Below are 22,171 nucleotides of genomic sequence, written 5' to 3' on the forward strand. Positions count from 1 at the left end.
GTGAGACCGTCGCCGGCCTTCAGGCCACTTTCTCGAAGACCGCGGCGAGGCCCTGCCCGCCGCCGATACACATCGTCTCCACGCCGTACCGCGCGTCCCGGCGCACCATCTCCCGCGCCAGCGTGGCGAGAATCCGGCCACCGGTGGCACCGACCGGGTGCCCGAGCGAGATCCCGGAGCCGTTCACGTTGAGGCGATCGTAATCGGCGGGGGCGAAACCCCATTCCCGGGTGCAGGCCAGCGCCTGCGCCGCGAACGCCTCGTTCAGTTCGACCAGATCGATCTTCTCGAGTCCCAGCTCCGCCGCCGCGAGCGCACGCTGCACGGCCGGCACCGGGCCGATCCCCATCGTCGCGGGCGCCACGCCGGCCACGCCCCACGACACCAGCCGCACCAGCGGACGCAACCCCAGTTCGGCGGCCTTCGCGGGATGGGTGACGACGCAGATCGCCGCACCGTCGTTCTGCCCTGACGAATTACCCGCGGTCACCGTCGCTTCGGCGTCGCTCGCGGCGAGGACGGGCCGCAGCCGCGCCAGCGTCTCGACCGACGAATCCGGGCGGATGTGCTCATCGCTGTCGACGACGGTATCGGACTTACGGCCCCGCACCGTGACGGGCACGATCTCGTCCGCGAATCGGCCCGCCGCCTGCGCCGCCGCGGCGTTGTGATGGCTGCGCACGGCGAACTCGTCCTGCTCGAGCCGCGAAATGCCGTACTCGCGACGCAGATTCTCGGCCGTTTCCAGCATTCCGCCCGGAACCGGGTAATTCGCTCCCCCGGCGGTCACCCGCCCGCGCGCGAGCGAATCGTTGAGCAGCACGCCGGGCCCCGACTTCGCACCCCAGCGCATGGAGGTCGAATAGAACGGCGCGGTACTCATCGACTCCGCACCACCGGCCAGCACGACCTCGCTGGCTCCCGAGCTCACCTGCCCGGCCGCGTACAGCACCGCCTGCAGGCCCGACCCGCATCGGCGGTCGATCTGCAAGCCGGTGACACTCACCGGAAGTCCCGCATCCAGCGCCGCGACCCGGCCGATCGCGGGCGCTTCCATGGAGGGGTAACAGTTGCCGAGCAACACATCGTCGACGGTCTCGGGTGGTATGCCGGTCCGTTCGATGATCGCCCGGATCACCGTCGCCGCCAGCTCGTGGGCGGGCACGTCCTTCAACGCACCGCCGAACCCGCCGACCGGGGTTCGCAGCGGCTCACAGATTACGGCGTCACGCACCGTCGATCCTCGATTCTGTTGGTTCGTCGATCACCGGGAGAAGATGGAGACCGCGGAGGCTCCCGGCGAGCCGTACAGGTGGGTGTAGCCGGTCTTGGGGTCGCCGGCAACCTGCCGATCGCCCGCCCGGCCCTGCAGTTGCAGCACGATCTCGTAGACCTGCCGCAATCCGGAAGCGCCGATCGGCTCGCCGTTGGCGATGAGCCCACCGTCCGTGTTCACCGGAAGCTTGCCGGTGATCTCGGTGGCGCCCTCGGCGATCCACTGCTCCTGTTCGCCGTCTTTGCAGAAACCGTTCTCGGCCATGTGGATCAGTTCCGATCCCGCATCGGTGTCCTGCAGCTGGGCGACCCGGATCTCGTCCGGACCCAGGCCCGCCTCCTCGAAGGCGGCCTTGGAGGCGTCGACCGTCGGGCTGGGCGCGCCGTCCAACGGCATCGACGGGCTGTTCACGTCGAATGCGCCCGCCCGCCGGCTACGCAGCACCGAAGAACGGAGGTACACCGGCGTGGAGGTGAACTTCGAGGCCAGATCCGCCCGGCACAGCACCACGGCCGCCGCGCCCTCGTCGGGGCTGCAGTACATGTACTGGGTCAGCGGATGGTTCACGACAGGTGCGGCCAGGATCTGCTCGGGTGTCAACGGCTTGCGACGCCACGCGTGCGGGGTGATCGAGCCGTTGCGCAGGTTCTTCGCCGCGATCTTGGCGAGCGCCTCCGCGGAGACGCCGTGGTCGTGCAGGTACCGGGTGGCCTTGGTCCCGAAGAAGTGAGTGGTCAGGAACATTCCGGTTTGTCCATACCAGGAGGGCAGCCCGAGCACGGAGGGGTCCGCGGCGAACGCGCCGCGGGGATGCTTGTCCATCCCGATCGCCATCGCCACATCGGCCTCGCCGTGCCGGATCGCCTCCGCGGCCATCTGCAGTGATGTACCGCCCGTCGCGCAGCCGTTGAACACACCGCGGACCGGGATCCCGGTCAGCCCCAGCCAGCCCACGATCGCATCCGGGTTGGACACTTCGTGGCTGCCGACATAGGCGGTCTGCACCTGCGACCACTGCGCGCCTGCGTCGGCCAGGGCCGCGCGCGCCGCCTCGGCGCCCATCAGCAGAGCTTGTTTGTCGCCGTGCCTGCCGAACGGGTGCAGGCCTACTCCCACTACCGCAACGTCGGTCATTCGGTACCACCTCCAGTGGTCTCAGCGGGAGCGAAGGCATAGGTGAGCACCTCGGTGCCGTCCGCCCGGACGGTATACGGAACGACCACCAGTTCCATGGGCTGACCGATCCGCAGTTTCGCCGGATCGGATTCGGTGAGCCGGCCCTGGACCAGCAGTTCTCCCGGCAGTTCGATATAGCCGATCGCGTACGGAACGAACGTCTCAGCGGTATCGTCGCCGTCGTAGGGGGGCGACGGGGGCCGGAATTGTTGGGTGGTGAAGCTCCACAACGTTCCGCGATTGCCGAGCAGCCGTTCCGGCGCACCGGGCTCCGCGGGAAAGACGATGGCGCCGTCCCGTTCCGATGCGATCAACCGTGGTTCGTCGGAGGGCCAGGTGAAGAGCCCCTCGGCGACAGGTACTTGCGTGGTCATACCGATTATCGTAACAATCGTTTAGCTATTTATCCAGGCCGCCTGCGCTCCGTCCGCCCATCCGGAGGCTCAGCGTCCATATATGGTGCAATACGATAACTACTGGCGAGAAGGTCGACGTCGAGTCGGTCTGCCGACGGCCGCCCACCGGACCGCCCGGCGCCAGCGGGCAGTCCTGCCCCGGACAAGGAGAGATATAGCCATGACCGCACTCGATGCCGGCGCACTGCTGTTGCGGGTGATCGCCGGATTGACCATGGCCGCCCACGGCTATCAGAAGTTCTTCTCCGGTGGGCGGATCCCGGGAACCGCCCGGTGGTTCGACAGCATCGGTATGCGGCCGGGACGGTTGCATGCCGTCCTCGCGGCCGGCGCCGAGGTCGCGACCGGCCTGATGCTGGCGCTCGGCCTGCTCACCCCGCTGGCCGGCGCCGGATTCGTCGGCCTGATGCTGGTGGCCGCGTGGACCGTGCACCGGGCCAACGGGTTCTACTCGGTCAACTCGGGGTGGGAATACAACCTGATACTCGCGGCCATCGGCGTCGCGGTCGCCACCACCGGGCCCGGCGAGTGGTCGCTCGACGGCCTGCTGGGACTCACCGATCAGCTGTCCGGCCTGACCGGCTTCGCGATCTCCGCCGGCGGCGGCCTGATCGCAGGGGCGGCGCTGCTGGCGATCTGCTACCGGCCCGCGCCCGCACAGGCGGATGGCCAGTGAACGGCCGGGAAACCGCCCCACAGAACCACGAGCTCGCCGACCGTTCGGGACCGCTGGCGGGTATCACCGTGGTCAGCATGGAGCAGGCGGTCTCCGCACCGTTGTGCACCCGCACGCTGGCCGATCTCGGCGCCCGGGTGATCAAGATCGAGAACCCGGCGGGCGGCGACTTCGCCCGGGACTACGACGACGTGGTCCACGGAATGGCGGCCCACTTCGTCTGGCTCAATCGCGGCAAAGAATCCGTCACGCTGAACCTCAAGTCCCCGCAGGGACTCGAGATCCTGCACCGGCTGCTCGCCGAGGCCGACGCCTTCGTGACCAACCTCGCCCCGGGCGCGACGGCCCGGCTCGGGCTGGATGCCGAGTCCCTCGAACGAGTGCATCCCCGGCTGGTCACCTGTGAGATCTCCGGCTACGGCAGTGGTGGCCCGCTCTCGGGCAAGCGCGCCTACGATCTGCTCGCACAGGCCGAATCCGGCGCCTGCTCGATCACCGGACTACCCGGCGCACCGGCCAAGCCCGGACCGCCGATGGCGGACGCCTGCACCGGCCTCTACGGCGCGATCTCGATCCTGGCCACCCTCCACGCCCGGGGCCGTACCGGGCAGGGCGCAAAGATCGGGGTGAGCCTCTTCGACACCATGACCGAGTTGATGGGCTATGCCCTGACCTGGAGTAACTACACCGGCGAGGATCAGGAACCGGTGGGGATGGGCTCGCCCTCCGTCGCGCCCTACGGCTCCTACCCGACCAGCGACGGCCAGGTCGTCGTGCTCGGCACCACCAACGACCGGGAGTGGCAGCGGCTGGCCACCGAGCTCCTGGAACGGGACGACCTGGCCGCCGACGAACGATATCGGGACGGCCCGGGACGGGTAGCCCATCGCACCGAACTGGATCAGGTGATCGGCGACTGGTGCTCCCGCCATCCGCTGGCCCACATCCAGAAAGCCGCCGACGCCGCCGGAATCGGCAACGCGCGGTACAACACGACCACCGAAGTCGTAGCCCATCCGCATCTCGCGGCCCGGGACAGGTGGCGCGAGGTGGGCTCGCCCGCGGGCCCCGTGCGCACACTGCTGGCACCCCCGGTGATCAGCGGATACGATCCGGCCCTCGGCCCGATTCCCGCCCTCGGCGAGCACACCGGCACCGTCCTGCGCGATCTCGGCCTGGACGAGGCGAGCATCGACAGCCTGCGCACCGAGGGCGCGATCGGCCCCGCACCAATCGGTCCGGCCTGAAGCGAACGGCCGAACCGCGTCGACCCGGCTGGACGCAACGCTGTCTGTCGCGGGAAGGGACGGTCCTTGATAAGCTGCGGTGCGCTAGAGACATTCAATTTGAGAATTTCTATCAAAAGTGAGGCGGGCAAGAGGTGAGCACGCTCAGGGAACGCAACCGCATCCGCGCCCGCAACGACATCACCGCGGCGGCACTCATTTTGTTCGAGGAGCAGGGGTTCGACGCCACCACCGTCGAGCAGATCGCGCGCGCCGCGCGACTGTCGAGCGCCACGGTGTTCCGGCACTTTCCCAGCAAAGAGGACATCCTCTTCGGCGACGAGGACGATTCTGCCCAGCGGATGGCCGCGTGTGTGGCCGCTCGCCCGGATCGCTCGGTCGAGGTCGCCGCACTGGCCGAACCGATGGCGAAGTTCGCCGCCGAACTCCAGGACGAACGCACGCAGACCCTGACCCGCCTGGTCATGACCACCCGATCACTCGAGGCCCGTAGCCTGCGGATGCGATTGCGCTGGGAACGCGAGGTCGCATTGCAACTCGCCGTCGAAGAAGGCGCCGCGACCTCCACGCTCCGGCACACGGTGATCGCCTCGATCGCGGTGTCCTGCCTCAGTGCGGCATTGCGCTTCTGGGACCGGTCCGATCCCTCCTCGAACCTCACCGACCTCGTCGAATCGGCTTTCCGGCAACGGATGCCCGCGGAGCGGGCGCGATGACACCGCGCCCGCTCGGCAAGGGCGTACCGGCTATACCGCCTGCGTAGCCCGAGCCCACCGCGTGCGGTTACATGTACCGGCCGCCCGTCACCTCGAGGACCGTGCCGGTGAGGTAACTGGACAGATCGCTGGCGAGGAACAAGGCCACCGAGGCCACCTCGGCGGGCTCCCCGGCCCGCTTCATCGGGATCTCCGCCAGCTTCGAATCCCAGGCGTGCTGCGGCATGGCCTCGGTCATGGCGGTCCGGATGAGCCCGGGCTGAATGGCATTGACACGCACTCCCGCGCCGGCGAGTTCCTTTGCCGCCGCCTTCGTCAGGCCGACCATCCCCGCCTTGGCGGCACTGTAATTCGTCTGGCCGAAATTGCCGACCTTGCCCGAAATCGACGACATCGTGATGATCGAACCGCTGCCCTGCTCGCGCATCACCGCGCCGGCCGCTCGCGTACCCAGCCAGGCACCGTAGACGTGCACGTCGAGGACCGTGCGGAAATCCTCCGAGGTCATCTTCTTCATCGTCTTGTCGCGGGTGATCCCGGCATTGTTGACCATGATGTCCACCGACCCGAACTGCTCGACCGTGTCGTCGATCAGGGCGGTCATTCCGGCTTCGTCCGTGACATCGCACCGACGCGCTGCACCGCCCAGCCGCTCGGCCGCACGCTCGGCCGCCGCACCGTCGAGGTCGGCGAGCATGACCTTGGCACCGTGCTCGACGAATGTCTCCGCGATGGCCAAGCCCAGGCCCTGGGCACCGCCCGTGACGACGGCGACGCGTCCCTGTAACAGGGTCATAGGTTGATCCTCCTCGGCCTAAAAATACATTTATTGCACTATATACGGGAGGCCTCAAAGGAGGTGACGGGCGGCGCCGTGCTCGGCCATCCACACCGCGATCTGGACCCGGGACGAGAAACCGAGCTTGCCGAGAATATTCACCACATGCCCTTCGACCGTCCGTGGTGAGATCACCAGCTTCGAGGCGATCTCGCGGTTACTGGCGCCACCGGCCAGCAGGTCGGCGATCTCCCACTCCCGCGGTGTCAGCCGCACGTCCTCGCCGGATGCCGGTGCGTTCGACGCGGGGGCCTCGCCCAGCGCGAAGGCGATGGTGTCGGCGACCGGTGCCCGGACTCCGGCCTCGAACTCCGCACGGAACGCCCGATCCCCCATGGCGCTCACCGCCCGGTCCCAGCACTGCTGATGGTCGTGCACCGACTGTGGGTCCATCAGCGCATCGGTCGTCCGCCACAGCGCGTCCGTGCTGCCGAGCAACCGCGCGGCCCGCACGTGCTCGGCCCGCGACGCGGCGATCCAGGCCAGGATTTCCGTACACCGGGCGATCCCCATGGGGTTACGGAATTCTCGGTTCAGCCGCAAACTTTCGGCAGCCAGCGCGGCCGCCTCGGCAGTCTCACCGTCGTGCCAGCAGAAATTGGCCAGTTCCCACAGGGCCTCGGCCCGATGCCAGTACTCGCCGTGGCGCTCGCACAAGGCGAGAGACTCCCGACACAGCCGGCGCCCGGTGGCCCTGTCACCGAGCTGATAGACCGCCTTTCCCTTCCGCGTGAGAAGCAGCGCGCGAGCCAAGGGGTCGTCGTCGCGCACCAGCGAATCCAGCGCGAAGTCGAAGAGCTCGACCGCCTCGTCCACGGCCCCGGCGGACATTCGCAGCACACCGAGATAGACGGTCGCCATCGCCTGCTCGTGGCGAGCGCCGATACGCTCGGACGTCTGCTGCGCGCGGCGCAGGAGGCGCTCGGCCGCCGCGACATCACCCTGGTGCCCGGCGCACTGCCCGGCGATCCACAGCAGGATCGCGCGTTCGAGGCAGTCCTCGTCGAGGAGGGCGACGACACGGTCGATCCAGTGCCTGCCCTCGCCGAACCTGCCCGTGAGCAGCGCCTCTCCACCGAGGCCGCTGGCGATGGCAGCGGCGGACCGGGCATCCATCGGTTCGGTGAGACAGAAGTCGATCGCCGACCGGAGATTGTCGCGTTCGACGCGCACCCACGCCATCGTCTCGTACTGTCCCGGTCCGAACCAGTACGGATAACGCCCGGTGAGGCGGTCGCGGAAGTAGTCGCTGTGCCGCTGCCGCAGGCGCACCTCGTCCCCGCTCGCGGCGAGACGATCCTGTCCGAAGGCCCGGAGGGTGCCGAGCATGCGATAGCGCACCTCCGACGCCTGACGCACCGTCGTGACGATCGACCGATCGACGAGCCGGGCCAGCAGGTCGAAGATGTCCTCCTGCGGGAGGATCGCCCCCGAGCAGATCGCCTCGGCCGCCGCGGCACTGAACGTGCCGGAGAAGACCGTCAGCCGGGTCCACAGCTCGCGTTCGGCGGGCGTGCACAGGTCGTAGCTCCAGGCGATCAACGAATGCAGGCTGCGCTGCCGGGGCGCGGGGAGCGCGCTGTCGGTACGCAACAACTGGAATCGCCCATCGAGACGGCTCAGTATCTGCTGCGGCGACAGATGGCGGATCCGCGCGGCCGCCAGTTCCAGCGCCAGCGGCAACCCGTCGAGACGCCGGCACAACGCCGCGACCGCCGCGGCGTTGTGCGTGGTGAGCACGAAACCGGGCTCCACCGCCGCGGCACGATCGAGGAACAGACGCACCGCATCGCAGCGCCCGAGTTCGCCGAGGTCGGCCTCCTGTCCTTCGACGGGTACCCGTAGTGGCTGCACACCGCGAATATGCTCACCCCGGACTTCCAGCGGCTGCCGGCTGGTCGCCAGTATCTTCAGGTAAGGGGCCGCCTCGAGCAGAGTTTTCGCCAGTTCGGCGCAGGCCTCGGTCAGATGCTCGCAGTTGTCCAGCACCAGCAGCATCGCTCGATCCGCCAGTTGCTGTCCGAGCAGGCCGGGCGCCCAGCGCGAGGACCTGCTGGTCAGGTCCAGCACCGATGCCACGGTGGGTGCGAGCAACTCGGGGTCCTGCAGCGGCGCGATATCGACGAACCACACGCCGTGGGAGAAAGCACGCTGCAAATCCGCGGCCACCTGCACGGCCAGCCTGGTTTTTCCCACCCCGCCGGGCCCGACGAGGGTGACCAGACGGGAGGATTCCATCGCCTGGCGGACATCGGCGAGTTCCTGATGCCGTCCGACGAACTCGTCCAAGCGGGCGGGCAGATTGCCGGCCGGCCCTTTCCGCACGGACGCCACCACCCAGGAGCCTCCTCGTGAAGCCGGTTCGAACCAGTGACGGATGCGACAGTACCCGTCACCATGAGCCTATCCTCTCGATTCGAGAGAATCTTTCGCGGCAGGATCGGCCACCACGCCGGTCCCGTGGGCGATCGCCACCGTCCGGCCGCCCCGGTCCAGTATTTCGGTGCGCACGATCCACAGGCGGCGCCCACGCCGTTCGAACGACGAACGCAACACCAGATGCCTGTCCGGCGGTGCGGGGCGGAGATAGTCGATGCTCATCCGCAGCGGCCGGCAACCGACCCGGCGGTACAGCTGGAACAGCTCCTGGGCCCGCTGCGCCAGCCCCAGCAGTACACCGCCGTGCACAGTGCCGCGGTCGTTCAGCATATCGGGCCGGATCTCCACCCGGACGGAGTCGGAATCGAGCGGAACCAACCGGATGTCCGGCGGGTCGAAGGACCTCGATCCCGCGCGCTCCGGAACCCGGCCGCCCGCGGGATCGAGGGCCACCACACCCACCACATGGGCCACGACCACCCCGGTGTCATCCCGCACCGTCGCCCGGCCGGTACCGGTATCCGGCCCGGACCCGAGGGTCTCCGCCACGATATCGAGCGCGGTGGCCTCGTCAGCCGGTGTGCCGACATGGTCGATGCACAATTCGGCCATTACTCCGGTTGCGCGCCCGGGCTGTCTGCTGATCACCGCGGACCCGACAGCGGTGTCCGCGATGATCGCCAAGGTCAGCGGATCGACGCGAGACACGGCGGCCCCGGTAGCAGGCGCCAGGGGGACCCGGAACATCGTTGCTCCCGAGTCGGCATCGGCGCCCGGCCGAGCGCCCGCCATAGACCGGCAGCCCGGGGGGACCTGGACCGCGGCCTCTGCATTCGTCGTCTTCGCTGTCATCGCCACCTCATCCATGAAACCGAGCAATCCTTAATCTAATCCTCCTGATTCATTGACAGGTCACCGCCCGGTCATAGACAGTGTTCACTGTCTCCAAAATCACATTTCCCTCAATGAAGAGGATCTGCCGGTGACTCTTACCCGAGCTGACTCTGGTTCCGCGCCCGGCCGTACCGAAACGGTGCGGGACGACTTCGTACCCAAGGATTCCTATATCGATCCCGCCTACGTCCGACTGGAGAAGGAACGCCTCTGGCCACGCGTATGGCAGGTCGCCTGCCGACAGGAGGAGATTCCCGATCCGGGCGACTATCTCACCTTCGATATCGCCGACGAGTCGATCATCGTCGTCCGCCTCGACGACGGCTCCATCCGCGCCCACTACAACGCCTGCCAGCATCGCGGACGCCGCCTGACCGAAGGCTGCGGAACCGCGAACCATCTCTACTGCCGCTACCACGGCTGGCGCTGGAATCTTGACGGCACTGTGCGTGAGATCGTCGACGAAGGCGACTGGGCCGGCCGCGCCGACCGTGAATCGCTGCGACTCAAACAGCCGCTGGTCGATACCTGGGGTGGTTTCGTTTTCGTCAATATGGATCCCGATGCGGAGCCGCTGCGCGAATACCTCGATCCGGTTCCGGAGGTGTTCGACGCCTTCGAATTCGAGAAGTTCCGCCATCGCTGGTACAAGACGGTCGTCCTGCCGTGCAACTGGAAGACGGCACTGGAGGCCTTCAACGAGGGCTATCACGTTCAGACGACCCATCCGCAGCTGCTGCGCAACAACGATGATCTGACGACGAGCGCCGCGTACGGCAAACACGCGATGTTCGCCGGGGCCGAAGGGAATTGGCCGCTCGGTGCCCCGTCACGGCGACTCGGCCTCCCCTTCCCCGAGGACCTCCGGCCGGGCGTGATCAAGTTCGTCGAGTTGATGGAAGAACAGCTCAAGGCCATCTGGACCCCGCGCGATCTGCACGCCGCCCGGCGGCTCATGACCGATCTCGAGGACGGCTCCGATCCCCTGGTGGTACTCGGCTCGATGATGGCCTTCGCGGCAGAGGCGGCGGAGGCCGAGGGCGCGGGCTGGCCGAAGCTGTCCATGGAGAACCTGGCCCGGGCCGGCCAGGACTGGCATATCTTCCCGAATTTGATCGTGCTGCCTTACCCCGACGGCGCACTGTGGTACCGCGCCCGGCCCAACGGGAACGATCCCGATTCGTGCGTCTTCGATATCTGGTCCCTGGTCCGCTATGCGCCGGGCGCCGAACCGAAACTCGAGAAGGAGTTCTTCACGGATTGGCGCGACCACGACCAGTGGGGAAAGATCCTGGAACAAGATTTCGAGAACCTGTCGGCTGTCCAGCAAGGCATGAAGTCTCGTGGCTTCGCCGGTCCGCGGCCGAGTCCCGTGCAGGAACAGGCGATCTCCAATTTTCATCGAACCCTGCACGAATACCTCGGTACGCGGCCGGTGGTGTCATGAGCAGCGGGAACGATTCGGACGACTGGGATATCGTCACCGACCTCCTGGTGGTGGGTAGCGGGGGCGGGGGCCTGTGCGCCGCGCTGACGGCTCAGGCGAACGGTATCCAGGCGCTGGTGGTCGAGAAGACCCCGCAAATCGGGGGATCCACCGCGATGTCCGGTGGTGTGCTGTGGTTACCGGATAACCCGGTGTCCCGGGCCGCCGGTGTTCCCGACAGTCGCGAGGACGCCCGGCGGTACTTCGATGCCGTGGTCGGCGACGAGGGGCCGGCGACGAGCAAGGTGCGCAGGGAAGCGTTCCTGGACGCGGTCGAACCGATGGTCGAGTTCCTGCGCGGGGCCGGAGTCCCCTTCCGGCACTGCGAGGGATACTCGGACTACTACGACGATCGTCCCGGCGGCAAGGCCCGGGGACGTTCCCTGGAAACCGACCTCTTCGATACCGCGACGCTGGGCCCGTGGGAGTCCAGACTGCGGATCACCGACGATATGCCGCCGATTCCGGCCTACACCGCGGATGTCTCTGCGCTGTCGGTGGCGCCACGCACCGCGAAGAGCCTGCGCACGGTCGCGGCGATCGCGGGACGGTTCGCGGCCGCGACGCTGCGGGGCCGCCGGCTGCGCGGCTCAGGGGTGGCGCTGCAGGGATATCTGCTCAGGGCGCTGATCGACGCCGATATCCCGGTGTGGACGAACAGCCCGATGAGCGATCTGACCACGGAGAACGGACAGGTCACCGGCGCCGTGGTCGAGCGGAACGGCCGCCGTCTGCGCGTGCGGGCACGACGCGGGGTCCTCTTGGCGGCAGGCGGTTTCGCGCGCAACGAAGCGATGCGGCAGAAGTACGGACGGCAACCCGCGTCGGCCGCATGGACCTCGGCCAACCCCGGCGACTCCGGCGAGGTGATCGAGACCGCCATCCAGCACGGCGCCGCCGTCGATCTCATGGACGAGGCCTGGTGGATTCCCTCCTCCATCCTGCCGAACGGCCGCCCGGTGTTCGCCGTCTACGAGCGCTCGAAACCGTACGCGTTCATGGTCGACGGCAACGGTGAACGCTATTGCAACGAAGCGGCCTCCTATATGGAGGTCGGACGGAAAATGTACGAGCGGCATGCCGACGGGTTCACCGCGGTGCCGAGTTGGTGGATCACCGACTCCCGCAATCGCGCACGCTACCTGTGGGGCACCACCCCCGGTGGCATCACGCCCCGTGAATGGCTCACCAGCGGTTATGTGAAGCGTGCGGACAGTATCGAGGAACTCGCCCGGCTCTGCGGGATAGACCCGGCCCGGCTGCGCGCGACCACCGACCGGTTCAACGCCGGCGCGGTACGGGGCGAAGATCCGGACTTCCACAAGGGAGAGCGCACCTACGACCGGTACTACGGCGACCCGGCCGTGCACCCGAACCCGTGTCTCGGACCGGTGGAAAAGGGCCCCTTCTACGCGTTCACCCTCTACCCCGGCGACGTGGGCACCTCCGGCGGCGTGCTCACCGACGAACACGCCCGTGTCCTGCGGGATGACGGAGAACCCGTTGCGGGGCTGTACGCCACCGGTAACGGCACCGCCTCGCTCGTGGGCAGGCACTATCCGGGCGCGGGGGCGAGCATCGGCGTGTCGTTCGCCTTCGGCTGGATTGCCGCCCGGCACGCCGCCGGCTCCTCGGCCGGCGGGACCTCCACTCAATCGCACCTTCCGATCGGAGCAGACACTGGTGAATGACCAACCCGACCTTCTGGAGATCTACCGCACCGCGGTACGCATCCATCGAGCCGACGAGCGACTCCGCGGCTTGCTCACCTCGGGTGAGCTGGCCGTGGCCTACTATTCGCCCCGCGGGCAGGAGATCGTCGCGGCCGCGATGATGAGCCGGCTCCGTCGCGAGGACTACCTCGTGACCACCTACCGCGGCATCCACGACCAGATCGCCAAAGGTATTCCCCTCGAACCGCTGTTCGCCGAACTGTTCGGCCGGGTGGACGGTACCTGCAAGGGCAAGGGCGGCCCGATGCACGTGACCCACCCCGAGACAGGCGTCATGGTCACCACCGGTGTGGTCGGCAGCGGCCTGCCGATCGGCGTAGGACTGGGCCTGGCCGCGCAGGTACGCGGTGAGGACCGCGTGACCGTCGCCTGCTTCGGCGACGGCGCCAGTAATATCGGCGCGTTCCATGAGGCCCTCAACATGGCGGCGTTGTGGAAACTGCCGGTGGTGTTCCTGTGCCAGAACAACAGGTACGCCGAATCCACGCGGTATGCCGACGGCACCACGGTCGACCGGATCGCCGCCCGGGCGGCGTCCTACGGCATCCCCGGAGTAACCGTCGACGGCAACGATGCCGCGGAAATGGCCGCGGCCGCGCGTGATGCGGTCGAGCGAGCGCGGTCGGGCGGCGGTCCGACGCTGCTCGAGGCGATGACCTACCGCTTCATGGGGCACTACTTCGGCGACAGCGGAGCCTATATGGACGCCGACGAGTTCGGCGCCGCGCAGCAGGCCGATCCTGTTCCCCGGCTGCGTGCCCGGCTGCTCACCGAGAAACTCGCCACCGAGGCCGAACTGACGGCCCTGGAGACCGCCGAACAGGAGGCGATCGAGGCCGCCGTCGTGTTCGCGCAGAACAGTCCCCCGCCCGGCGCCGACGAACTGCGGCGCGACGTCTACCGAGAAGAGGTGCCGGCGTGACCGCGCAGATCACCATGCAGCAGGCCTGCAACCGGGCCCTGGACGAAGCCCTCGGGCTCGACGACTCCGTGATCGTGCTCGGCGAGGACATCGGAGATCGCGAGGGCGGTGGCACCTTCAAGGTCACCACCGGGCTGTCCACGAAATACGGCACGACACGGGTGCGCACCACACCGATCTCCGAACAGGCCATCGTCGGTGCCGCGGTCGGCGCCGCGGTGGCGGGTCTGCGCCCCGTCGCGGAGATCATGCTGATGAACTTCGTGACCGTGGCCATGGACCAGCTGGTCAATCACGCGGCCAAACTTCGCTTCATGTCCGGCGGTCAGACCGGCGTGCCACTCACCATCCGCACCGCGACCGGTGCCGGCGGCGGATTCGGTGGGCAGCACTCGGATATGCTCGAAGCCTGGTTCGCCCACGTGCCGGGGCTCACGGTGGTGGTTCCGTCGTCCCCCGCGGAAGCGCAGGGTCTGCTGACTTCGTGCATCTTCGACGACGACCCGTGCGTCTTCGTCGAGAACAATCAGATGTACTGGGCGAAGGGACCGGCCGCGGAGCCGGGGGCCCGTATTCCGCTGCGGAAGGCGAATATCGCCCGCGAGGGCGCCGATGTCTCCGTGATCACCTACGGCAGGCCGGTCGGGCAGTCTCTCGCGCTGGCCGAAACGCTGGCCGAGGAGGGGATCGGAGTCGAGGTGGTGGACCTGCGGACCGTCTCGCCCCTCGATACCGACACCGTGCTGAGCTCGGTGACCAAGACCCGGCGGGCCGTCGTCGTGCACGAGGCGGTCGGGCAGTTCGGGGTGGGTGCCGAGGTCTCGGCCCGGATTTCCGAGGAACTCGGTGGGCAACTGCTCGCCCCGGTCGTACGCGTGGCCTCGGCCAACACGCCGGTCCCGTTCGCACCCACCCTGGAACAGGCCTACCTGTACCAGATGAGCGACGTGGAGAGCGCCATCCGGAAGGTCATCTCATGATCGCGGCGGCCGGCGGGTCCCGGCGCACGCCCTGACCGACCCGCCCGCACACGCGGTTCGGACACCCGCCGGCGGACAGGCGCAGCGGGTCACGCGGTGGAGTCGTCCACGAGACAGCCCACCGCGGCACCGGCAGATCACGAGGGCCGGTCACCGGTTCCCCGGCGCAGGAGTTACGTTCCGCACCGGGGTTCACGGTGTAGCACACCCGCGATGACGTACTCGACCAGCTCGCCGATCACCTCGGGCTCGTCGTCCTCGTCCTCGCCCAAGAGCAGCGGGTTCGTGACGGCGGCGGACAACACCATCCCGAAGGTCAGCCGTACCACCGACCGGGGCCGCACCGCACTGCGCCCGCGTTCGGCGACTCCCTGCTCCACGGCCGCCATCAGTTCGTCCAGCATCTGCCCCAGCGAGCCCGGCCGGCGCACGCCGAAGACCTCCGGATCGTGCGCGTATGCCGCGAGCAGAGTCAGGATGTTCGCGCGGTTGTCCCGGAGAAAGCGGTACAGACCCGACACATAGTCGTAGGCGAGCGTCTCGCCGTCGAGGTTCAGTTGCGCGCGGCGTTCGAACTCGGCGAGGAACGCCTCGGCGACCTTGCGAAACGGCTCGAATACCGCGGCGTGGAACAGATCCACCTTCGAGGGGAAGTGCCGGAACAGCGTCTTCTCGGTCAGACCGGCGCGCTGCGCGATCTCCCGGGTCCGGGCACCGGCGAAGCCTCGCTCGGCGAATACCGCGCCGGCCGCGACCAACGCGGCCTCCCGCACCTGCGCGCTGCTCCTGCGGGTTGCCGTCTCCCCCACCTCCCACACCATTCACCGGATGAGCCCGCACAGCCTACAGTCCTGGTCGGCAATGCCCGCAGACCAGACGCCTCCTGCATCCGCTAGCCGCTCGGCGCCGGAGTCACCTAGCGTGGCCGGCACCGCCTCTTCCCACGCGGTTCCCGGGCGGTACCTGGGTCCCGGTGATCCACCGCGATCACCGCCTCCCCGGCCCACTCGGTTTCCGCGCGGGCCCGGATCAGAACTCGTTGGGCGGGCGGCGGCGTCCGATGCAGGGTCGGCGCCGGACCCACCGAGTACGGTCGGCACCGCTCCCCGGGCGCGCGGTTTCCGGGCCCGATCAGAACTCGTTCGGCGGTGGGTAGTCCAGGTAATACCGGCCGGCGATCTCGACGACTTTCGGCTCGATCGTCACCAGCGGCCGGACCGCCGCTGCCGCCAGTTCGGCGACCTCGGCGAGACCGTCGAGGCTCCGGCAGGTATGACTGGTCGGGGCCATCATCTCGAGCTCACCGGCGCGGGCCGCATCGGCCGCGGCCCGGACCGGTAGCCAGAGCGTGCGATCCGCCTCGCGGGGCACCGCGCCCACCCGCTGGCCGTCCGGCAGCGCCGCGACGAAGAAGCGGGTATCGAAACGGCGTGGCTCCTGCGCGGGGGTGATCCAGTGCGCCCAGGCATACAGCAGATCGGCCCGCAGCACGAGTCCGCGCGCCAGGAGGAATTCCCGCAGCGACAGGCGTTTCGCCTCCAGATCGGCGCGGGCCTCCCGGAGGTCCGCCGTCGATGTATCCGCGACGACGGTGCCGCCGTCCGGGCCGGCGAACAAGACACCGGTCTCTTCGAAAGTCTCCCGGACCGCCGCGACGACCAGGGCACCGGCGAGCTCGGCCGGGCAGCCCAGGATGTCCGCCCATTCCTGCGCGGACGGGCCTACCCACGGGATGCCCGGCTCGGTATCCGAGCCCTGCACACCGCCGCCGGGAAAGACGTGCATCCCGGCGGCGAAGGCCATGGTGGACTGGCGCCGAAGGAAGAGTGTCTCGACACCTCGCGGTGAATCTCGCAGCAGCACAACGGTCGCCGCGTCCCGTGGCCGGACCGCGTTGCCGTCGAACTCGGCCAGCTGTTTCACGCCGCGCGGGGAGAGCGGGCGCAGAGAATCCGCCCGCTCACTCGTCGCAGATCCATCCGTCTTCGTCATGTAGCACCCGCTCCACGTCGTCCGGGCCGCGCGGAGTAGCCCGGTTCGAATCAACGAATCGCCGAACACCGACGGCAAATAGTTATATGATACATCTATACTAGACGTTGGCGCTTCGGCGCAGCTCTATCACGCCGAAAGGGGCCGTAATTGTCCACGACACATCCCGGCGGGGCCGGTCCGGCATGAACATCGACTATCCACCGGACGTAGCCGATTTCCGCACAGAGGTACGCGCCTTCCTGGAGCGCGAACTCCCCGAAGGATGGCGCGGACTCGGCCACCTGGACGAAGAGGAGGCGCGTGCGTTCACCGCGTGGTGGCGTACCCGGCTCGCCGAATCCGGATACCTCACGCCCAGCTGGCCCCGCGAGTACGGCGGAGCCGGCCTCAGTCGGCTGCAGCAGGTGGTGCTGGCCGAAGAGTTCGCCGCCGCGGGTGTGCCGCTGAACGGCAAGAACGACGTGTTCTCGATCAAGATGATCGGCAATCTGCTACTGCGCTATGGCACCGAGGAGCAGCAGCGGCGCTTCCTGCCGCGGATCGTGAGCGGCGAGGACCGGTGGTGCCAGGGCTTTTCCGAACCCGGCGCCGGCTCCGACCTGGCGGGTCTGCGGACCCGCGCGCGGCTGGAGGACGACACCTGGGTCATCGACGGGCAGAAGATCTGGACCTCGGATGCGCGCACCGCGAACTGGATTTTCGTCCTGGTGCGCAGCGATCCGGACGCTTCCCGGCACCGGGGTATCACCATGCTGCTGGTGCCGATGGACCAGCCCGGTATCACGGTCCGGCCGATCTCCATGCTCAGCGGGGGTGACAACTTCAACGAGGTCTACTTCGACGGTGCCCGCACGGCCCGGGAGAACGTGGTGATCGGCCCCGGCGAGGGTTGGACGGCGGCGATGGCCCTGCTCGGGCTCGAGCGCGGCGACGAGGCAGCCACCAACCCGATCTACTTCCAGGCCGAGGTCGATCGGCTCATCGCCCTGGCGAAGGAACGCGGCCACGCCCGCGACGGTGCCGTCCGCGACGATCTCGCCCGCGCCTATACCCGCGCCCAGATCATGCGCTATCTGGGTATGCAAACCCTGACCGGTTGGCTCGCCGGCAAGACTCCGGGTCGCGACGCGTCGATTTCGAAACTGTACTGGAGCGAGCATCACCGCAAGACAACCGATCTCGCGGTGGATCTGCTCGGCGCCGAAGCACTGGCGCCCACGGGCCGCCGGCCGATCCGGCACTACCGCGCGGACGATCCCGATGCCCCGAACTCATCGGGGTCCTGGGTCGGCACCTGGATGATCGCGATATCCGGCACCATCTACGCCGGTACCTCGGAAATTCAGCGCAACATCCTGGCCGAATCCGTACTGGGCCTGCCGAAAGAGCCCCGGCCCGTCTGATCAAGCCCCGCAGGCATTTTCGCCATCCTGTCGCCGAATCCGGAGAATTCATGTACGAGGATTACCAGCCTTCCCCACTCCAGACCTGGACGCAGCGCGTGCTGGGCCACCTCCGGCAGGATCCGGAGCGGACCGCACTGGTCGAGGCGACCCCGGATGGTCCCCGCACCTGGTCGCGAGCCAGGTTCAGCACCATGATCAGCGGCGGCGCGGAACTGCTGCTGCGGGAGTCGCCCACACCCGGCGACCTGGTGCCGGCCCTGCTGACCACCCGCCCGAACTCGATCGCCCTACTGGTCGCAGGCGCCATTACCAACCGCCCGCTGGCTCCGCTGGCGCCCCGGATGACCGAGCCCGAACTGCTTGCCTGCTTGAACCGGCTGACCGGTGATCTGCTGGTCACCGAACCCGATTACGCCGAACTCGCCACCCGCCTCGGCGCGGAAACCGGCAAGCGCGTCATCGTGATCGACGGAGAGCTCGCCGGGAACGGCCGGCTGGAGCCGAATACCGACCCGGACCGGGTCGTGCTGGCGATGCATACTTCGGGGACGACCGGGCTTCCCAAACGCGTCGGGGTCGCCGACTTCGCGCTCGGGCGGCGGGCCGACGTCAACGGTTACCTCCTCGGTCTCCGACCGGGAGATCGCGTCGTCACGACCTCGCTGTTCCACCATGTCGGCGGCCTCGGCAATATCGCGGTGGCACTCGGTAACGGGGTATCGCTGGCGGTGTTCCCGGCGTTCTCGGTGGAGGCGTGGAAGGCGCTCGATGCCGCGCGGCCCACCCACGCGGTCACCATTCCCCCGGTTTTCGAGATGCTGCTGTCGGCGGACGCCCTGGCGTCGAGCAGTCTGCGGGTGCTCGGCTACGGCGGCGCCCCGATCCATCCGGAAACGATGCGACGGATCCAGCTCGTGATGCCCGACGCGGAGTTCGTCAATCTTTTCGGTCAGACCGAGGGTTCACCGGTCGCCGTGCTCACCCCCGAGGATCACCGGCTGGCCGCCGGCGCCCGGCCGGAGCTGCTGAAGTCGGTGGGCCGCGCGGCGCCGGGGGTGGAGCTGCGGATCCACGAACCGGACGAGGAGGGCGTCGGCGAGGTGTGGGCCAAGTGTCCACACTCGTTCCTCGTCGACACCCAGGGCTGGCAACGCACCGGCGATCTCGGCCGGATCGACGATGACGGATACCTGTATCTCGTCGGACGCCGCGGCGACAAGATCATCCGGGGCGGCGAGAACGTTTACCCGCTCGAGGTCGAACAAGTCCTGCTCACGCACCCACAGGTGCGCGAGGCGATTGTCGTCGGTGTGCCGGATCGGCGGCTCGGCGAAACGATCAAGGCGTATATCGTCGCCGACGATGCCGAACCCGACCCGGAGACGCTGCGGGCCTACACCCGGGCCCGGCTGGCCGGATTCAAGGTGCCGGTCGCCTGGGAGTTCATCGCGGATATGCCCCGTAACCCGAACGGTAAAATCCTGCGCCGGGTCCTCGCGGAACGCGCCGCAGCAGAGGTCGCCGGCTGATCTCCCCGGGACGCTGAGCCCCCGGGCCCGGAGCCCGGGGGCCTGCCTCAGTCGAGCGCGGCGGCCCGATCCCGCAGCACGTTCTTGAGGACCTTCATGCTGGAGTTGCGTGGGAGCGCATCGAGGGCGATCATCCGGCGCGGGCGTTTGAAGTTGGCGATACGCTCGGCCGACCAGGACAGGAACTCCTGCTCGGTCAACGTCGCCCCGTCCCGGACCACCACATAGGCGACCGGAACTTCGCCCAGCCGCGCGTCCGGCGCACCCACCACGGCGATCGACTCCACGTCCGGATGGTGCCCCAGAATGCGTTCCACCTCCGCCGGGTACACATTGAACCCGCCGACGAGAATCATGTCCTTGATCCGATCGGTGATCCGGAAGTAGCCGTCCTGGTCGCGTACGGCGACATCACCCGTATGCAACCAGCCGTCGGAGTCGATCGCCTCGCTCGTGCGTTCCGGGTCCTCCCAGTAGCCGGAGGTGACGTTGTATCCACGCACCCAGAGTTCCCCGGGCTCACCGGGCGCGACGTCGGCCCCGTCGCCGTCCACGAGCCGAACCTCGACCTCCCAGGCCGGTCGGCCGACCGTGTGCACGATGTGGTCGAGGCTGTCGGACGGGACCGATGTCGTCACCAGCGCGGATGCCTCGGTCAGCCCGTAGCCGCTCCATATCCCCTCGGGCCGCAGCTCGTCCCGGATCCGGGACGCGAGCTCCGGCGCCACGACCGTCGAGGAAGCCATGACGTTACGGATGGAGGAGAGATCGAATTCCGGCCGCCGCGGCGAGTCCAAGATGGCCTGGAACACCGTCGGCGGCCCGTACAGGATCGACACACGTTCCTGTTCGATACGCCGCATCACTTCGTCGACGTCGAGGGTGGCCTGCGGCAGGATGGTGACCCCGTGTACCAGGCACGCCATCCACCCGGCCTTGTATCCGAAGCAGTGGAAGAACGGCGGGATGATCAGGTAGCGGTCCGCGCGGCGGAATCCCATCAGCTTCGAGTAGTAGCCATGGGACCGCAGCGACTGCCCGTGCGTGAGCACGACACCTTTCGGGTGACCCGTGGTCCCCGAGGTGAACATGATGTCGGACACCGAATCCGGCCCGATCGCGTCGATGGCCGCCACCGCCTGCTCGACCGGCAATGCCGCGCCACCGGCGAGGAATTCGCCCCAGCCGATCCGGCCGTCGCCTGCGGTTCCGGTGAGCAGCACCGTCGCCCGGGGGCGCAGCACCGCGCTGTCCGGGTCCGCGCGGCGCAGCATCTCGAGGTAGTCGTTGCCGAGGAAATCGTCGGCGACGAACAGCAGCCGGGCGCCGCTCTTGCGGAGGATGTAGGCCGCCTCTTCGCCCTTGAAGCGGGTGTTCATCGGTACGAGGACCGCACCGGCACCCAGGGCGCCGAGGGCCGCGAGAATCCAGCGGCCGCAGTTGGGAGCCCAGATCGCGACCCGGTCACCCGGGCGCACACCCAGCGCCTGCACAGCGCGCACGGCGAGCAGCATCTCATCGTCGAGTTCGGCGAAGGTGCGGCGACCGTCCTCACCGACTAGCGCCGTCCCGTCCGGGTAGGACGCAGCGGTCTGCCGCAAGGCATTCGGAATGTTCCGGCACCGGAGGTCGTAGCGGATCCGCAGTTCTTCCGGGATGTACCACCAGGGATCCGTCGCCGAGGTGTGATCGGGCATCTGTTCATTACTCCCTTGACGAGCCGGTGGCCGCGGTGCGTCTCAGCGCGATGTTCCGATTTCCGACCGGGGTACCAGCTGACCCCGCGCGGCGCGGCGTGCCTCCCGTTCGGCGAATTCATGGGTCAGCGCCTCCGGCAGGGTGTGCTCCGCGCTGTACCGGTACAGCGCAAGCAATTCCCGCACCACATACGGGTCGTGCGCGGCAATGGTCTCGGCGATCCCGCGGGCCACCGCCGGCAGATCCTCATGCGGGACGACTCGGGACACCAGCCCATTGCGCAACGCCTCGTCGGCGTCGAGCACCCGCCCGGTCAGCGACATATCGAGGGCGAGCCGCCATCCCACCGCCCGCGGTAGCCGCACACTCATCCCACCGCCCGGCAGGATCCCCACCTTCGCATGGGTGTCGGCGAATCGTGCCCGGTCGGAGGCGATGAGCAGATTCAGGCCCAGCACGAGTTCGAGGCCGCCGGTCGCGACCGGACCGTCGATCGCCCCGATCGTGGGCTTGGCCGACTCCGCGATGCCGGTGATCACGGCCGTCGCACCTACCGGTGGACGTCCCGTCCGGGTGAACTCCTTGAGATCGAGACCGGCGCAGAAGGCCGGGCCCGCGGCGGTCAGCAAAATAGCGCGAACCGACTCCGTGGCCTGCGCCCGGCTCAGGCAGGCGGTGAGGGCGGCCGCCAGCTCCGAATTGATCGCGTTACGGGCGGACGGCCGGTTGAGCATTATGGTCGCCACCCCAGCGGACTCGCTGTAGACCACTACATCATCGGTCGTTGCCATGTAATCCTCCTGA

At 68.2% G+C, this 22,171-nt stretch carries 19 protein-coding genes; 9 read left to right on the forward strand and 10 right to left on the reverse strand.

Translation table 11 applies throughout. From position 1 onward, the window contains the following. Window positions 1-19: 19 nt before the first annotated feature. From NFL01S_RS31780 to NFL01S_RS31790, 3 genes are read right to left on the reverse strand one after another with little or no spacing between them, the layout of a single operon-like run. The gene (locus NFL01S_RS31780) at window positions 20-1,234 is read right to left on the reverse strand and encodes an acetyl-CoA C-acetyltransferase (protein WP_062980031.1); all 1,215 of its coding nucleotides are present in this window, start codon (window positions 1,232-1,234) and stop codon (window positions 20-22) included. Between the two features lie 30 nt (window positions 1,235-1,264). Then, complete coding sequence (locus NFL01S_RS31785) at window positions 1,265-2,410, reverse strand: thiolase family protein (protein WP_062980032.1); 1,146 nt, start codon at window positions 2,408-2,410, stop codon at window positions 1,265-1,267. Beyond that, entirely contained in the window at window positions 2,407-2,826 is a 420-nt protein-coding gene (locus NFL01S_RS31790; protein ID WP_062980033.1) for a Zn-ribbon domain-containing OB-fold protein, read from the reverse strand. Before NFL01S_RS31790 ends, NFL01S_RS31785 begins: the two co-directional genes overlap by 4 nt. Window positions 2,827-3,028: 202 nt before the next feature. Between NFL01S_RS31790 and NFL01S_RS31795 the strand changes: the two genes are divergently transcribed. The 3 genes from NFL01S_RS31795 to NFL01S_RS31805 all read left to right on the forward strand — a co-directional run bounded on the left by NFL01S_RS31795 (window position 3,029) and on the right by NFL01S_RS31805 (window position 5,507). After that, entirely contained in the window at window positions 3,029-3,544 is a 516-nt protein-coding gene (locus NFL01S_RS31795; RefSeq protein WP_062980034.1) for a DoxX family protein, read from the forward strand. Beyond that, on the forward strand, window positions 3,541-4,791 hold the full coding sequence (locus tag NFL01S_RS31800; RefSeq protein WP_281181561.1) for a CaiB/BaiF CoA transferase family protein: 1,251 nt from the start codon (window positions 3,541-3,543) through the stop codon (window positions 4,789-4,791). The genes NFL01S_RS31795 and NFL01S_RS31800 overlap by 4 nt, the downstream gene beginning before the upstream one ends. Before the next feature lie 134 nt (window positions 4,792-4,925). Continuing rightward, window positions 4,926-5,507, forward strand: coding sequence for a TetR/AcrR family transcriptional regulator (locus tag NFL01S_RS31805; protein ID WP_062980035.1), 582 nt, complete (start codon window positions 4,926-4,928; stop codon window positions 5,505-5,507). Between the two features lie 67 nt (window positions 5,508-5,574). Here NFL01S_RS31805 and fabG read toward each other — a convergent pair whose 3' ends face one another. From fabG to NFL01S_RS31820, 3 genes are all read right to left on the reverse strand, one after another. Next, window positions 5,575-6,303: a 3-oxoacyl-ACP reductase FabG gene (gene fabG / locus NFL01S_RS31810; protein ID WP_062980036.1), complete on the reverse strand. Its 729-nt coding sequence runs from the start codon at window positions 6,301-6,303 to the stop codon at window positions 5,575-5,577. 54 nt (window positions 6,304-6,357) lie between these two features. Further along, entirely contained in the window at window positions 6,358-8,682 is a 2,325-nt protein-coding gene (locus tag NFL01S_RS31815; protein WP_062980037.1) for an ATP-binding protein, read from the reverse strand. 66 nt (window positions 8,683-8,748) lie between these two features. Beyond that, window positions 8,749-9,471 carry a PaaI family thioesterase gene (locus NFL01S_RS31820; RefSeq protein ID WP_062980038.1) on the reverse strand — a complete coding sequence of 241 codons (723 nt, stop codon included), beginning with the start codon at window positions 9,469-9,471 and terminating at the stop codon, window positions 8,749-8,751. 235 nt (window positions 9,472-9,706) lie between these two features. Here NFL01S_RS31820 and NFL01S_RS31825 point away from each other — a divergent pair, with 235 nt between their 5' ends. The 4 genes from NFL01S_RS31825 to NFL01S_RS31840 are packed head-to-tail and all read left to right on the forward strand — an operon-like array spanning window position 9,707 to window position 14,739. Then, window positions 9,707-11,065, forward strand: a complete 1,359-nt coding sequence (locus NFL01S_RS31825; RefSeq protein ID WP_062980039.1) for an aromatic ring-hydroxylating oxygenase subunit alpha — start codon at window positions 9,707-9,709, stop codon at window positions 11,063-11,065. Beyond that, window positions 11,062-12,795, forward strand: coding sequence for an FAD-binding protein (locus tag NFL01S_RS31830; protein WP_062980040.1), 1,734 nt, complete (start codon window positions 11,062-11,064; stop codon window positions 12,793-12,795). Before NFL01S_RS31825 ends, NFL01S_RS31830 begins: the two co-directional genes overlap by 4 nt. Continuing rightward, complete coding sequence (locus tag NFL01S_RS31835; RefSeq protein WP_084493433.1) at window positions 12,785-13,759, forward strand: thiamine pyrophosphate-dependent dehydrogenase E1 component subunit alpha; 975 nt, start codon at window positions 12,785-12,787, stop codon at window positions 13,757-13,759. Before NFL01S_RS31830 ends, NFL01S_RS31835 begins: the two co-directional genes overlap by 11 nt. A gap of 14 nt (window positions 13,760-13,773) precedes the next feature. Continuing rightward, the gene (locus NFL01S_RS31840; protein ID WP_062980078.1) at window positions 13,774-14,739 is read left to right on the forward strand and encodes an alpha-ketoacid dehydrogenase subunit beta; all 966 of its coding nucleotides are present in this window, start codon (window positions 13,774-13,776) and stop codon (window positions 14,737-14,739) included. 173 nt (window positions 14,740-14,912) lie between these two features. Here NFL01S_RS31840 and NFL01S_RS31845 read toward each other — a convergent pair whose 3' ends face one another. Beyond that, window positions 14,913-15,548: a TetR/AcrR family transcriptional regulator gene (locus NFL01S_RS31845; protein ID WP_168433971.1), complete on the reverse strand. Its 636-nt coding sequence runs from the start codon at window positions 15,546-15,548 to the stop codon at window positions 14,913-14,915. A 322-nt stretch (window positions 15,549-15,870) separates the two neighbouring features. Next, window positions 15,871-16,731 carry an NUDIX hydrolase gene (locus NFL01S_RS31850; RefSeq protein WP_157117233.1) on the reverse strand — a complete coding sequence of 287 codons (861 nt, stop codon included), beginning with the start codon at window positions 16,729-16,731 and terminating at the stop codon, window positions 15,871-15,873. Between the two features lie 185 nt (window positions 16,732-16,916). On the opposite strand from NFL01S_RS31850, the gene NFL01S_RS31855 reads away from it, so the two are divergent. After that, entirely contained in the window at window positions 16,917-18,137 is a 1,221-nt protein-coding gene (locus tag NFL01S_RS31855) for an acyl-CoA dehydrogenase family protein (RefSeq protein WP_062980043.1), read from the forward strand. A gap of 50 nt (window positions 18,138-18,187) precedes the next feature. Beyond that, window positions 18,188-19,669, forward strand: coding sequence for a class I adenylate-forming enzyme family protein (locus NFL01S_RS31860; RefSeq protein WP_062980044.1), 1,482 nt, complete (start codon window positions 18,188-18,190; stop codon window positions 19,667-19,669). A gap of 47 nt (window positions 19,670-19,716) precedes the next feature. On the opposite strand, the gene NFL01S_RS31865 is transcribed toward NFL01S_RS31860, so the two are convergent. Together NFL01S_RS31865 and NFL01S_RS31870 are read right to left on the reverse strand one after the other, a co-directional pair. Beyond that, window positions 19,717-21,366: an AMP-binding protein gene (locus tag NFL01S_RS31865; RefSeq protein ID WP_210745251.1), complete on the reverse strand. Its 1,650-nt coding sequence runs from the start codon at window positions 21,364-21,366 to the stop codon at window positions 19,717-19,719. Between the two features lie 42 nt (window positions 21,367-21,408). Then, complete coding sequence (locus tag NFL01S_RS31870) at window positions 21,409-22,158, reverse strand: enoyl-CoA hydratase (RefSeq protein WP_062980045.1); 750 nt, start codon at window positions 22,156-22,158, stop codon at window positions 21,409-21,411. Window positions 22,159-22,171 lie beyond the last annotated feature (13 nt).

It is taken from the genome of Nocardia flavorosea NBRC 108225, assembly GCF_001613385.1.
Lineage (GTDB): Bacteria > Actinomycetota > Actinomycetes > Mycobacteriales > Mycobacteriaceae > Nocardia > Nocardia flavorosea.

Bases quoted from the DNA above. Each gene is read 5' to 3' on its own strand.
- NFL01S_RS31870 (WP_062980045.1), bottom strand. From the start codon at position 22,158: ATGGCAACGACCGATGATGTAGTGGTCTACAGCGAGTCCGCTGGGGTG.
- NFL01S_RS31830 (WP_062980040.1), top strand. From the start codon at position 11,062: ATGAGCAGCGGGAACGATTCGGACGACTGGGATATCGTCACCGACCTC.
- NFL01S_RS31785 (WP_062980032.1), bottom strand. From the start codon at position 2,410: ATGACCGACGTTGCGGTAGTGGGAGTAGGCCTGCACCCGTTCGGCAGG.
- fabG (WP_062980036.1), bottom strand. From the start codon at position 6,303: ATGACCCTGTTACAGGGACGCGTCGCCGTCGTCACGGGCGGTGCCCAG.
- NFL01S_RS31855 (WP_062980043.1), top strand. From the start codon at position 16,917: ATGAACATCGACTATCCACCGGACGTAGCCGATTTCCGCACAGAGGTA.
- NFL01S_RS31820 (WP_062980038.1), bottom strand. From the start codon at position 9,471: ATGTTCCGGGTCCCCCTGGCGCCTGCTACCGGGGCCGCCGTGTCTCGC.
- NFL01S_RS31860 (WP_062980044.1), top strand. From the start codon at position 18,188: ATGTACGAGGATTACCAGCCTTCCCCACTCCAGACCTGGACGCAGCGC.
- NFL01S_RS31840 (WP_062980078.1), top strand. From the start codon at position 13,774: ATGCAGCAGGCCTGCAACCGGGCCCTGGACGAAGCCCTCGGGCTCGAC.
- NFL01S_RS31865 (WP_210745251.1), bottom strand. From the start codon at position 21,366: ATGCCCGATCACACCTCGGCGACGGATCCCTGGTGGTACATCCCGGAA.
- NFL01S_RS31795 (WP_062980034.1), top strand. From the start codon at position 3,029: ATGACCGCACTCGATGCCGGCGCACTGCTGTTGCGGGTGATCGCCGGA.
- NFL01S_RS31850 (WP_157117233.1), bottom strand. From the start codon at position 16,731: ATGACGAAGACGGATGGATCTGCGACGAGTGAGCGGGCGGATTCTCTG.
- NFL01S_RS31790 (WP_062980033.1), bottom strand. From the start codon at position 2,826: ATGACCACGCAAGTACCTGTCGCCGAGGGGCTCTTCACCTGGCCCTCC.